This is a genomic window from Photobacterium sp. GB-36, from assembly GCF_003026135.1.
Classification (GTDB): Bacteria; Pseudomonadota; Gammaproteobacteria; order Enterobacterales; family Vibrionaceae; genus Photobacterium.
The window spans coordinates 1-12,718 of record NZ_PYNY01000033.1; the positions used below are offsets into that span (position 1 = coordinate 1).

The following is a 12,718-nucleotide window of genomic DNA, read 5'->3' on the forward strand; positions in this document are numbered from 1 at the left end:
TCTTGCTTAACAGACCACCTGCATGCGCTTTACGCCCAGTAATTCCGATTAACGCTCGCACCCTCCGTATTACCGCGGCTGCTGGCACGGAGTTAGCCGGTGCTTCTTCTGTTGCTAACGTCAAACGTTGAAGCTATTAACATCAACGCCTTCCTCACAACTGAAAGTACTTTACAACCCGAAGGCCTTCTTCATACACGCGGCATGGCTGCATCAGGGTTTCCCCCATTGTGCAATATTCCCCACTGCTGCCTCCCGTAGGAGTCTGGACCGTGTCTCAGTTCCAGTGTGGCTGATCATCCTCTCAGACCAGCTAGGGATCGTTGCCTTGGTGAGCCATTACCCCACCAACAAGCTAATCCCACCTGGGCTAATCCTGACGCGAGAGGCCCGAAGGTCCCCCTCTTTGCTCCGAAGAGATTATGCGGTATTAGCTATCGTTTCCAATAGTTATCCCCCACATCAGGGCATATTCCCAGGCATTACTCACCCGTCCGCCGCTCGTCAGCATTGATAGCAAGCTATCAATCTGTTACCGCTCGACTTGCATGTGTTAGGCCTGCCGCCAGCGTTCAATCTGAGCCATGATCAAACTCTTCAATTAAAGTTTTTGTGGTCTTTCGACCGGCTCAATGAATACTGTTAAAATACCGCTAACTAGAAGCTAGTTAGGATATTTGAATTGACTGTGCCAAATAATCCGTCTCTATAAGAGATGAGTTATTTGTATTGGTCACTAGTATCATTGATAAATCTTTCGACTTAACTTTTCAACGAGTGCCCACACAGATTGCATGGTCAAATTGTTAAAGAACGTTAGCGCAACACATCGTGTTGGCTGAGGCTGCGTATACTACACCGCGCTCAATTTAAGTCAACAATTATTTTAAAATTAATTTTCAAAACCCTTGCCACACTTAACTTAAAGCATACTTCCTTATCTTTTTAAGATTGAGACAAGATTTCAGCATTAAGACTACGATTTACCCAATTTAAAAAACACTGTTAGCTAAGTTTTAAATTAGTTTTTTTTATAAACCGCTTACCTACAAGTTATACACAGGTTGTAAATAACTTACTAACCATCCGTATTCCCTGTCGATGGAGCAGCATTATAGGGATAAGCTTAGAGATAGCAATAACAAAATTGAGAATTCAAACCGAATGACAATAAAAACAACGATAAACCCCAAAAATAACACTTTTCGTACAAAACGATACGTTTTCTTCTGTTTAAAAACAAAAAAGGCATATGAGGTAACTCATATGCCTTATCGTTATTTAATAAGATTAGTCTTTTATTGAAACAATAAAAGATGGATTCAGTAATTGCTCGCGATGATAGTTTAATGGTTGCCCTTCTAAATCGAGTACTATAGCCCCAGCACTCTCAGCTACACACTGGCCAGCAGCGGTATCCCACATCATTGTGGGTCCTAAACGCGGGTAACGTTGCGCTCGACCTTCTGCGACTAAACAGAACTTTAATGATGAACCAACTTCCGTCATCTTGTGCTCACCGATTTGTTCTAAGTAGTGATCTAACTCTGGGGAAGGATGAGAGCGACTACCAACAATCGTTGGTACTGTTGCTGCTCGTACACGAATAGGCTCACGACCGGCTTTGGTTTCTAACCACGCCTTATCACCATCACCTAACCATGCTTTTTCTAATGCAGGCGCATACACCACACCTAAAACAGGACGTCCTTCTTTTATTAAAGCAATGTTAACCGTGAACTCACCATTTTTGCGAATAAACTCTTTAGTGCCATCTAATGGATCAACTAACCAAAATGTGTCCCAATTTTGTCGTTGATGCCAATCTGTATGTGCGGACTCTTCTGAAAGAATAGGGATCTCTGGTGTTAGCTGTTGTAGTTTGGTAACGATAAGTTCATTAGCGGCAAGATCGGCATCTGTGACAGGGCTGCTATCTGATTTTTGCGTGATCTGAACTTGACCATGGTAACGAGCCATAATGGCAGCACCCGCCTCTAACGCGATGCTATATATTTCGTCGAGTAACATTGCCAATCCCTTTCTCCTTCATTTATTAGCTGATGATCTGTTTTGACTTTAAATGTTCAACACATTGTTCCACCAGCTTATCTATTGCATTACTACCTGCCGCTAAATGGAGCTCAGGCGATAACGGCGGTTGGTATTCAGAATCAATACCTGTAAATTGTTTGATTTCACCTGCTCGCGCTTTTTTATACAAGCCTTTCGGATCACGTTTTTCACACTCAGCAAGAGGAGTATCAACAAATACCTCAATAAACTCACCTTCAGGCAGTAAATCTCTCACTAACTGACGCTCTTCTCGATGTGGTGAAATAAAAGCACTAAGTACGATTAGCCCGGCATCAGCCATTAATGTCGCGACTTCACCAATACGTCGAATATTTTCACGGCGATCTTCCGCTGAGAAACCAAGATCACGACATAAACCATGACGAACATTGTCACCATCAAGTAAATAGGTGTGATAACCCATTTCAGCCAGTTTATTTTCTAATGCGCCAGCTACTGTTGATTTTCCTGCGCCGCTTAGGCCTGTAAACCACAACACACTCGCTTTCTGATTCTTTTGTGTTGCACGTAATTCTTTGGTTACGGTATGACGATGCCAAACAATATTCTCGTTATCATCATGCGCTTGTGGCGTGATTGTCATAACACACTCCGTTGTCTATTTATTAAAAAGGGAATAACAGTGGGATCAGGGTTAATACAACGATTGAATACACTATCGATATTGGTAATCCAATCCGAACATAATCTCTCAGCTTATAGTTACCTACGCTATAGACTAATAAGTTAGTTTGATAACCATAGGGTGAGATAAAGCTCGCACTGGCGCCAAACAGTACTGCCATAATAAAAGGCATAGGATCAACGTTATAAGCTAATGCTAGGCTATAACCGATAGGAAAAGACAAAGCAGCTGCAGCATTATTCGTGACTAACTCTGTTAACACGAGTGTCAGTAAGTAAACCGCAATTAATGCCCCATAAATTCCCCAGCCATTAAATGCTTCAATCAAAGCTTCACCCATTCGCTCAGATAACCCTGTTGTGATCATCAATTTAGCCAAGGTTAAAGCCGAGCCGACAATCACAACGATATCGATAGGAAAACGGCGGCGTAATTCTGCAAATGAAATAATGCCTACTGCGACCATAACGAAAAGATAAATGGCCAACCCTTTAATGATCGGTAATACATCCAATAAAGCGAGACCAATAACAGTCAGAAATCCCATCAGTACAGCTGCACTTTTGGTGTTATCTAAGCGAGCACTTGAATCAAGACCATTCACCAAGACAAATTCACGATCTAAGGTGGCTTTCTTTTGTTGGAATTTTTTACCCGGCACGATAACTAATGTATCGCCAGCATGCAGTTCGATATTACCGAGTCCACCAGCAAGACGTTCATGACCACGACGTATCGCCACAACGACAGCATCAAAATTTTCTCTAAAACGGGTACTTTTTAAGGTTTTGCCACGAATTCCTGCCGAGTGGCTGATGATGACTTCCATCATCGATTGGCCATTTAGGTGATGCTGACCAAAAAGGTTTAAACCTGGAATTTCTTGAAGTGTGGTTACACTTTCGACATCACCACAAAATAATAAGGTATCGCCTGCCTGCAACTTAGTATCAGGACATACAGGTGCAATAGTTTGACCGTCACGGATCAACTCAGCTAGAAATAAACGGCGTAGGGCACGCAAACCATTTTCGGCAACGGTTTTTCCTACTAATGGGGATTTAGCTTCTACACGTGCTTCAAGGAAATAAGGCAATTGATCATCAGCATGATCATCATAACTGGGTAATAGATGACTAAGCGGGATAAGAATAACTAAGCCAACAACTAATACCGCTAAACCAATCATACTTGGTGCGAAAAAGCCTAAACTAGGCAGACCCGCATCTTCAACGAAACTATTTATGATTAAGTTCGTCGATGTACCTATTAACGTTAACGTTCCACCTAAAATAGCGGTATACGACAACGGTAATAATAATTTAGATGGTGCGTGGCGTTGGTTACGCTTAATCGCACCGATTAATGACACGACAACCGCTGTGTTATTCGTAAAAGATGATAATAATGCGGTTGATAAGCCGAGTTTTGTGACCACAGCCGTTTGGCCGCCCTGTGATATTTGACGCCCAACCCAACTAATCAACCGTGTTTTTTCTAAAGCAATGGAAACAAGGATCAACAACACTAATGTCAGTAATGACGAATTAGTGAAATTGCCAGCCAATGTCGGTAAATCGATCATTCCAGACTGATAACCAATAAATGCCGCACCTGCAAATAAGTAAGGCGGTTTTATTTTGGTTGCCAGTAAGCAGAGAATAATCACCACCAACATAGCTAAGACAATCGCTTGCTCCCATCCCATAGAGTTACCCTAGCAACTTGCTAAGATCTTTAGCATCCCAGTGTGGAAAGTGCTTGCGGATCAGGGCATTTAATTCAACTTCAAATGCTGAGTATTGCGCAGTATTTTGTTTAGCATCTAATGCTTCACGTACCATACCCGCACCAACCGTCACATTCGTTAAGCGATCAATAATGATAAAGCCGCCAGTATCTTTACATGCTTGATAGCTATCAACGGCAATGGCTTCATTTAAGCTCACTTCACATAAGCCAATACCATTAAGCGGTAAAACATCAGTTTCAAAGGTTTCAAGGTTATTAATATCAACTTGGTGACGAATGGCATCAACACTACCAACCGTTTTCTTACCCGCGACTTTAATGTCGTACTGGCGAACTGTTTCTAACGCTGATTCGCCCATCCAAACAATATCAGCAAGTAAATTATTACTCAGTGGCACTGTTTCATCAGCAGCAACTAACGTATCACCACGGCTAATATCAATTTCATCAGCCAAGGTTACTGTTACTGCTAAGCCCGGTGTTGCAACCTCTAAATCACCATCAAATGTTACGATGCGATCAACGGTCGAGGTTTTACCCGATGGTAATGCACGAACTTTTTGTCCCACTCGTAATTCACCTGAGGCTAATGTGCCGGCGAAACCACGGAAATCAAGATTTGGACGATTCACATATTGCACAGGGAAACGTAGTTCTGTCGACGCCTGACCTTGAGTAAGATCCACTTTTTCAAGCAAGGTCAGTAATGAATCACCATCATACCAAGGCGTTTTTTCGCTAAGGCCAACAACGTTATCCCCTTCTAATGCCGATAACGGCACTAAGCTAATGTTGATATCACTGTTCAGTTTTTTCGAGAACGCTAAATATTCTTCACGGATTGACTCAAAACGCGCTTGGTCAAACCCCACTAAGTCCATTTTGTTAATCGCAACAATAAAGTGACGAATACCCAATAGACTTGCAATGTAAGAGTGACGACGAGTTTGATCTAATACGCCTTTACGCGCATCAATCAAGATCACCGCGACATCACAGGTCGATGCACCTGTTGCCATGTTACGGGTATACTGCTCATGCCCTGGGGTATCAGCAATGATGAACTTACGCGCTTTGGTTGAGAAGTAACGATAAGCAACATCAATCGTGATCCCTTGCTCGCGCTCAGCCTGCAATCCATCAACCAATAACGCTAGGTCAGGCTTATCGCCCGTTGTACCGACTTTTTGACTGTCGGTATGAATTGCCGCTAATTGATCTTCATAAATTTGGTGAGAGTCATGCAGTAGTCGACCAATTAAAGTACTTTTACCGTCATCTACTGAGCCACAGGTTAAAAATCGCAGTAGAGATTTATTATGGTGTTGGTCAAGATAAGCTTCGATACCGAGCTCAGCGACCTGTTGTTCAATCACGCTATTCATTATTCTCTCCTTAGAAGTAACCTTGGCGTTTTTTCAATTCCATTGAACCCGACTGATCATGGTCAATCGCTCGACCTTGTCGTTCACTCGATGTTGCCACCAGCATTTCTTCAATAATGCCCGGTAGTGTATCGGCTGTAGATTCAATCGCTCCCGTTAGTGGGTAACAACCTAAGGTTCTAAAGCGCACACTCTTTTGCTCGATTTTCTCACCCGGTTGAAGATCCATACGCTCATCATCAACCATGATCAACATGCCGTCACGATCAACCACAGGACGTACTTCAGATAGGTACAGTGGAACAATCTCGATACCCTCTAAATAGATGTATTGCCAGATATCAAGCTCAGTCCAGTTTGAAAGTGGGAAAACACGAATGCTCTCACCCTTGTTGATTTGACCGTTGTAAGTCTTCCATAACTCAGGACGCTGATTTTTCGGATCCCATGTGTGGTTCTTGTCACGGAATGAATAAACACGCTCTTTTGCACGTGATTTTTCTTCATCACGACGTGCGCCACCAAAAGCGGCATCAAAACCATACTTATCCAGTGCCTGCTTTAGACCCTGAGTTTTCATAATATCGGTGTGCTTTGACGAACCGTGCGTGAATGGGCCAACGCCCATTGCGAGACCTTCAGGGTTCTTATGTACCAATAAATCAAAGCCATACTTTTCTGCGGTGCGATCACGGAAATCGATCATCTCGCGGAATTTCCAATCGGTATCAACGTGCAGCAATGGGAACGGGATCTTCCCCGGATAAAATGCTTTACGTGCTAGGTGCAACATCACCGATGAATCTTTACCGATAGAGTACATCATTACCGGATTATCAAACTCAGCCGCTACTTCACGGATAATGTGGATACTTTCCGCTTCTAACTGCTTGAGGTGGGTTAAACGTTTCGGGTCCATCTCTCTCTCCATACTATGCCAGCTTAACTACCGCATCTTGCTGCTGTAGCGACTGTTCCTGTTTTGTGAACCAATCTAATTTCGTCGATAGATTAACTACCTCTCCTACTACTATCAGCGATGGAGAAGCAGCATGTTTTGCTAATTCAGCCAGCTCGCTTAGCTGACCTTTTAAAACTTTTTGGGTTTTCTGGGTACCACGCTCAATAATGGCGATAGGGGTATCAGCACCACGACCGTGCTCTAACAACTGTTGCTGAATATGACTCGATTTCATCAAGCCCATGTAAATCACTAAGGTTTGTTTTCCACGTGCGAGTGTTGACCAGTCCAAAGTATCGCCATCAGGCTTTAGATGCCCCGTAACGAACATGGCGGTTTGGGCGTAATCACGGTGAGTTAATGGAATGCCCGCATAAGCTGTAGCACCAGCTGCTGCTGTAATACCCGGTACAACTTGGAATGGAATATCAGCATCAAATAACACTTCAAGCTCTTCACCACCACGACCAAACACAAATGGGTCGCCACCTTTTAATCGCACCACTCGCTTGCCTTGCTGGGCGTAGTGAACAATTAATCGATTGGTTTCTTCTTGAGGGACACTATGAAAACCGGCTTTTTTACCCACGCATACTAATTCGGCATCACGGCGGACTAAATCCATCACTTCATCAGACACCAAGTAGTCATACAGCACGACATCAGCTTGCTGCATCAGCTGTAATGCACGAAGAGTCAATAACCCTGCATCACCTGGACCTGCGCCAATTAATGCAACTTGCCCTTGCGGTGGTGCTTGTTGGGTTAATGCCACCAGCTCTTGCTCAGCCTCTTGCTCACGCCCCGATGCCACTAAGTCACCAAAACGTCCGTTAAAGGCCTGCTCCCAGAAATAACGACGAGCAGAAAAAGAAGAGACGGTTTGTGATAAACGCTGACGGAAGTTACCCGCAATCGTTGCCATACGTCCTAAGTGTTGTGGTAATAACGCTTCAAGCTTTTCACGTAATAAACGGGCAAGTACCGGCGCCTGACCTGATGACGAGATCGCGACAATGATGGGTGAACGGTCAACAATAGAGGGAATAATAAAACTGCAGCGCTGAGTATCATCAACGACATTGACTAATACTTGGCGTTGATTGGCCGATTGATAGACCAGCGCATTAATCGCTTTACGCTCTGTCGCGGCAATGGCTAAGAAAATACCATCAAGATCTGATGGTGAAAAATGTTCTCCGACCAATTTGATCTGTTGAGAAGCTAATGCAGCAGTAAAGTCAGCATTTAAACTTGGTGCAATAACACGAACATCTGCGCCTGCTTTTAATAGCATACGGGTTTTACGCCACGCGCTATCACCACCACCGACAACCAGACATGGTCGACGCTTTAAATCTGCAAAAATTGGCAAGTAATCCATCATTAGCCCTCTTTTTATCCCTAGATGCACTATAGAGGGGGCTTGATATTACTTGAAATTCTAAAATTTCATTTTTTATTCCAAAAAGTTTAGCCGCAACATGCCGACAACACTTAATGACAAGATTTAGCGAATTACACTATATACAATGTATTATATAGTTATAAATCTCACGATTAAGGCGAACGATAGGGAGCAACACAGCAAATAAAAGCTTATGTTATGCCTTTTATGTCTAGGTTATGACGAATCACTCTTCTATTAATACGAGAAATAACGGCCTAATTTTCGATCTCGCTAACAATTGATCAAAAAAAACGAGATGGAGAGCACGATAGTGCGACACAGATAACAGCCTTTCTCAGTACATTTGATACCTTACGCTTGCTTTCTTTGCCTACCCGTTTGGAGATATTCATGAAGTTATCAGCTAAGCCTTTATCAATCGCGATATTAGGCGGTTTACTTACGCTTGCAGGTCCAGCAACAGCAGACACCATCAAACTACGTATTTTAGAAACCACGGATATCCATACTAATGTAATGGATTATGATTACTACAAAGATGCGCCAACCGAGAAAACAGGCTTAGTACGTACTGCAACGTTAGTAGAAAAGGCTCGTGGCGAAGTCACCAATAGTGTCTTAGTTGATAACGGTGATTTACTGCAAGGTAGCCCGATGGGTGACTACATGGCAGCAAAAGGGATCAAGCATGGTGAAGTTCACCCTGTTTATAAAGTCATGAACCAACTTGATTACGATGTTGGTAATATTGGTAACCACGAATTCAACTATGGCTTAGATTTCCTTGATACCAGCATTGAAGGTGCTGACTTCCCTTACATCAATGCAAACGTCTACGACTTAAAAACAGGTAAGAACTTATTCTCTCCTTATCTGATCAAGGAATACACATTTAAAGATAACAAGGGTAATGACCAACAAGTGAAGATTGGTTATATCGGTTTTGTTCCGCCACAAATCATGGTGTGGGATAAGAAGAACCTCGAGGGTAAGGTAGAAGCCAAAGATATTAAGCAAACGGCTGAGAAATTCATTCCACAAATGAAAGCAGAAGGCGCTGATATTATTGTCGCTATCCCACACTCAGGCGTTTCAACCGATCCACATAAAGTGGGTGCTGAAAACTCGGTATACTATTTAACGCAAGTTGAAGGTATTGACGCGATTGCATTCGGTCACTCACACGCGGTTTTCCCAAGCAAAGAGTTTGCAAACCTACCAGGTGCTGATATCGAAAAAGGGACCATTAATGGTATTCCAGCAGTCATGCCGGGACGCTGGGGCGATCACGTTGGCATTATGGATTTAGTATTAGATAAAGAGGGGAACAGCTGGAAAGTCACCTCTGCTCAAACTGAAGCTCGCCCTATTTTCGATAAAGCAACCCAAAAACCAATTGTTGATGCTGATCCTAAATTAGTAGCGGCGGTTAAAGTTGATCACAATGCTACCCGTGATTTCGTTAATCAACCAATTGGTAAAGCAAGTGACGTTATGTACAGCTACTTAGCACTGGTACAAGACGATCCAACCGTGCAAATCGTAAACCTTGCACAAAAAGATTATGTTGAACGCTTTATTCAAGGCGATCCCGATCTCGATGGTATTCCAGTACTTTCAGCAGCCGCACCATTTAAAGCTGGCGGTCGTGGTAACGATGCAACCAACTTTACAGAAGTTGAATCAGGTCAACTGACTTTCCGTAACGCGGCTGACTTATACTTGTATCCAAATACCCTTGTTGCCATGAAAGTAACAGGTAAAGAAGTGAAAGAATGGCTGGAATGTTCTGCTGGCCAATTTAATCAAATTGATGTTAACAGTGATAAGCCACAAGGCTTGATCAACTGGGATGGTTTCCGTACTTATAACTTTGATGTTATTGATGGCGTCACTTACAACATCGATATTTCACAACCTGCGAAATACGATGGTGAATGTAAAGTTATTAACCCAACGGCAAGTCGTATTAAAGATCTTAGCTTTAACGGCAAAGCTGTAAAAGACGATCAGAAATTCATCATCGCAACCAATAACTACCGTGCTTACAGTGGTAAATTTGCTGGTACTGGTGAGAAGTTTGTTGCCTTTGCTGCACCCGATGAAAACCGTACCGTTCTTTCTGACTACATTAGCCGTGTAAGTAAAGAAAAAGGCCAAGTGGTGCCAAGTGCGGATAACAACTGGCACTTCACGCCACTGAAAAGTGATAAGAAGTTAGATATTCGCTTTGAAACAGCCAATAGCGAAAAAGCGGCGAAGTTTATTAAAGACAAAGGTCAGTACCCAATGACCCAAGTTGAAACAACGCCAACTGGCTTTGCGATTTACCAATTGGATTTACAACACGCGAAATAATCGTCGCAATAAAGTAAGCTAGATACCGCAGCTGGTCTGCGGTATTTTTTTATGATTAAAAAGTGAGTCATCATGAAGCCTTCCGCACAACTTTCTCAACTCGCCGAATTTCTTCAACAATTTGGCGCCGAGCAAACCACGATTGATGAAGCATTAAGCCAAGCACAAGTATTAGCGTTACCCACTCGTCACATACTGCTTCATCAAGGGCAACAAGCAGAGCAGTTCTACTTTTTACTTAATGGGATTTGCCATGCTTGCTATCTCACTGACAGTGGTAAGCAATTCAGTAAAGAGTTCTATTGGGATCAAGATACTTTGATTGGCTTTGAAGCACTGATCACTCAATCACCTTCGCCTTTTCTATTAGAAACCTTGTCCGCTAGCGAGCTCATTGCCCTACCGATTGAGCTAATTGAAACATGGCGTTCACAAGGGGTAGCGCTATATCAACACTTATTAGAACGTCAGTTAGTATTTAAGGAAAACAAAGAACGCTTCATGTTGATGTACAGCCCAGAAGAACGATATCAATTATTCACCCAAAGCTTTGCCGAGCTCAACGTTAAACTCACGGACTATCAAATTGCCTCATACCTTGGAATCACCCCGATCAGCCTCAGCCGAATAAAAAAAAGACAAAGCGAACCACAATAATGAAACGATATTAACAATGGTTAATGAGGCCGTGAAAAACGCAGGTTACTATGAAGGTAACTTTGACTATCACAGAAAAAGAGAACACGTGATGATTACTTGGCAATGCCTTTCTTTTGCACAACTGACGACCCACCAGCTTTATGATGCACTAAAGCTACGCGCTGACATTTTTGTGGTAGAGCAAGACTGTGTTTACCCTGATCTTGATGATAACGATCGTGCTGATGATGTTTACCATTTATTAGGCTATCAAGATGGCAAACTGATCGCCTACCTTCGCCTACTCAGTGCAGGACTCACTTACGACAATGTCAGTATTGGTCGAGTTGTTACGGCACAAGAAACACGAGGCAGCGGTATAGGTCATCAACTGCTCAAACAAGGACTCGAAAACGCCACGCGTATTTGGCCTAATGCGACCATCGAGATTGGAGCGCAAGAGCACTTGATCGGCTTTTACTCTCAATACGGTTTTAAACAAACCTCTGATATGTACCTTGAAGACGGCATTCCACATGTTGATATGGTGCTAACACAAGGCGATAACTAATGAAGCAAACTGCTGTGTCATTGGGGATCCTATTACTGATATTCGGTAATTTATCCGCTTCTCTGTCTGATGTCGCAGTTAAATTACTCAATGGCGAAGTCCATCCCTTGCAATACATGTTTCTTCGCCAAGTAATAAGCTTAATTATTATTTTGCCTTTTTGGTTGTCCCAGCCCAAACAGCAACGTGAGGTCGGTAGTTGGAAGATCAATACCATCCGTGCGTATTTAGTATTAGCGGGGAGTTCAATGTTGTTAGTGGCGCTGACATATTTGCCCCTCGCGACGGCCAATGCCTTATTTTATGCCGCGCCCTTATTGATGATCCCACTTTCAATAGTGCTATTAGGTGAGTACCCCACAAAAGGGAAAGTCGTTGCGACAGCGATTGGATTTATCGGAATTTTAATTGTTTTACGCCCTACCCAATTTCACTGGGCTGCGATTGCCGCACTGGGTACTGCAACTACATTGGCGCTCTACAATGTATTAGTACGTAAATTGCCACAATCACAAACCGTATCATCCACGCTCTTTTGGACAAGTGTATTATCACTGCCTGTGGCGACCCCTTTGGCATGGTACTTCTGGCAACCGATCTCACTTGAAAACCTTGGGCTTATTACTGCAAGTGCGCTATTTACCTTAGGCTATCAAGGGTGTGTGGTATTGGCATATCGCCAAAGTGAAACCCATAAAATTGGGTTAGCAGAATATTCAGGGCTTATTTTTGTCGCCTTCTTTGGTTGGATTTGGTTTAACGAAAGTTTAGATACCTTAACGCTTATCGGTATTTTATTGATCGTTCTACCTATGATGCCAAGACCTAAACGAAAAAAATTCACCACTCAGATCGACATACAGTGATCAAATAGTAACCTCTGCGGTAACGCATAAAAAGAAAAAACAAAAAAGCCCAC

Annotated in this window: 10 protein-coding genes and 1 rRNA gene; 4 read left to right on the forward strand and 7 right to left on the reverse strand. The window is 42.9% G+C overall.

Annotated elements, in window-relative coordinates; genetic code table 11:
• From C9J46_RS19320 to cysG, 7 genes are all read right to left on the reverse strand, one after another.
• A 16S ribosomal RNA gene (locus tag C9J46_RS19320) occupies window positions 1-604 on the reverse strand; the annotation flags it as partial.
• Between the two features lie 686 nt (window positions 605-1,290).
• Complete coding sequence (cysQ, locus tag C9J46_RS19325) at window positions 1,291-2,031, reverse strand: 3'(2'),5'-bisphosphate nucleotidase CysQ (RefSeq protein WP_199187180.1); 741 nt, start codon at window positions 2,029-2,031, stop codon at window positions 1,291-1,293.
• A gap of 25 nt (window positions 2,032-2,056) precedes the next feature.
• The gene (cysC, locus tag C9J46_RS19330) at window positions 2,057-2,680 is read right to left on the reverse strand and encodes an adenylyl-sulfate kinase (RefSeq protein WP_107208049.1); all 624 of its coding nucleotides are present in this window, start codon (window positions 2,678-2,680) and stop codon (window positions 2,057-2,059) included.
• A gap of 22 nt (window positions 2,681-2,702) precedes the next feature.
• Entirely contained in the window at window positions 2,703-4,430 is a 1,728-nt protein-coding gene (locus tag C9J46_RS19335; RefSeq protein ID WP_107208048.1) for an SLC13 family permease, read from the reverse strand.
• Between the two features lie 4 nt (window positions 4,431-4,434).
• Window positions 4,435-5,859, reverse strand: a complete 1,425-nt coding sequence (gene cysN, locus C9J46_RS19340; protein ID WP_107291390.1) for a sulfate adenylyltransferase subunit CysN — start codon at window positions 5,857-5,859, stop codon at window positions 4,435-4,437.
• Between the two features lie 10 nt (window positions 5,860-5,869).
• Window positions 5,870-6,778, reverse strand: coding sequence for a sulfate adenylyltransferase subunit CysD (gene cysD / locus C9J46_RS19345; RefSeq protein ID WP_107247342.1), 909 nt, complete (start codon window positions 6,776-6,778; stop codon window positions 5,870-5,872).
• A gap of 13 nt (window positions 6,779-6,791) precedes the next feature.
• Entirely contained in the window at window positions 6,792-8,204 is a 1,413-nt protein-coding gene (gene cysG / locus C9J46_RS19350) for a siroheme synthase CysG (RefSeq protein WP_005372729.1), read from the reverse strand.
• A 417-nt stretch (window positions 8,205-8,621) separates the two neighbouring features.
• Here cysG and C9J46_RS19355 point away from each other — a divergent pair, with 417 nt between their 5' ends.
• The 4 genes from C9J46_RS19355 to C9J46_RS19370 all read left to right on the forward strand — a co-directional run bounded on the left by C9J46_RS19355 (window position 8,622) and on the right by C9J46_RS19370 (window position 12,665).
• Window positions 8,622-10,589: a bifunctional 2',3'-cyclic-nucleotide 2'-phosphodiesterase/3'-nucleotidase gene (locus C9J46_RS19355; protein WP_107208045.1), complete on the forward strand. Its 1,968-nt coding sequence runs from the start codon at window positions 8,622-8,624 to the stop codon at window positions 10,587-10,589.
• A gap of 72 nt (window positions 10,590-10,661) precedes the next feature.
• Window positions 10,662-11,246 (forward strand): Crp/Fnr family transcriptional regulator, encoded by a 585-nt coding sequence (locus C9J46_RS19360; protein WP_107208044.1) that lies wholly within the window; start codon window positions 10,662-10,664, stop codon window positions 11,244-11,246.
• Between the two features lie 91 nt (window positions 11,247-11,337).
• Window positions 11,338-11,799: a GNAT family N-acetyltransferase gene (locus C9J46_RS19365; protein ID WP_107208054.1), complete on the forward strand. Its 462-nt coding sequence runs from the start codon at window positions 11,338-11,340 to the stop codon at window positions 11,797-11,799.
• On the forward strand, window positions 11,799-12,665 hold the full coding sequence (locus tag C9J46_RS19370; RefSeq protein WP_107291391.1) for a DMT family transporter: 867 nt from the start codon (window positions 11,799-11,801) through the stop codon (window positions 12,663-12,665). The genes C9J46_RS19365 and C9J46_RS19370 overlap by 1 nt, the downstream gene beginning before the upstream one ends.
• Window positions 12,666-12,718 lie beyond the last annotated feature (53 nt).

What these genes read in the sequence shown, in the direction of transcription:
- cysQ (WP_199187180.1), bottom strand. Translation starts at nt 2,031, where the DNA reads ATGTTACTCGACGAAATATATAGCATCGCGTTAGAGGCGGGTGCTGCC.
- cysC (WP_107208049.1), bottom strand. Translation starts at nt 2,680, where the DNA reads ATGACAATCACGCCACAAGCGCATGATGATAACGAGAATATTGTTTGG.
- C9J46_RS19335 (WP_107208048.1), bottom strand. Translation starts at nt 4,430, where the DNA reads ATGGGATGGGAGCAAGCGATTGTCTTAGCTATGTTGGTGGTGATTATT.
- cysN (WP_107291390.1), bottom strand. Translation starts at nt 5,859, where the DNA reads ATGAATAGCGTGATTGAACAACAGGTCGCTGAGCTCGGTATCGAAGCT.
- cysD (WP_107247342.1), bottom strand. Translation starts at nt 6,778, where the DNA reads ATGGACCCGAAACGTTTAACCCACCTCAAGCAGTTAGAAGCGGAAAGT.
- cysG (WP_005372729.1), bottom strand. Translation starts at nt 8,204, where the DNA reads ATGGATTACTTGCCAATTTTTGCAGATTTAAAGCGTCGACCATGTCTG.
- C9J46_RS19355 (WP_107208045.1), top strand. Translation starts at nt 8,622, where the DNA reads ATGAAGTTATCAGCTAAGCCTTTATCAATCGCGATATTAGGCGGTTTA.
- C9J46_RS19360 (WP_107208044.1), top strand. Translation starts at nt 10,662, where the DNA reads ATGAAGCCTTCCGCACAACTTTCTCAACTCGCCGAATTTCTTCAACAA.
- C9J46_RS19365 (WP_107208054.1), top strand. Translation starts at nt 11,338, where the DNA reads ATGATTACTTGGCAATGCCTTTCTTTTGCACAACTGACGACCCACCAG.
- C9J46_RS19370 (WP_107291391.1), top strand. Translation starts at nt 11,799, where the DNA reads ATGAAGCAAACTGCTGTGTCATTGGGGATCCTATTACTGATATTCGGT.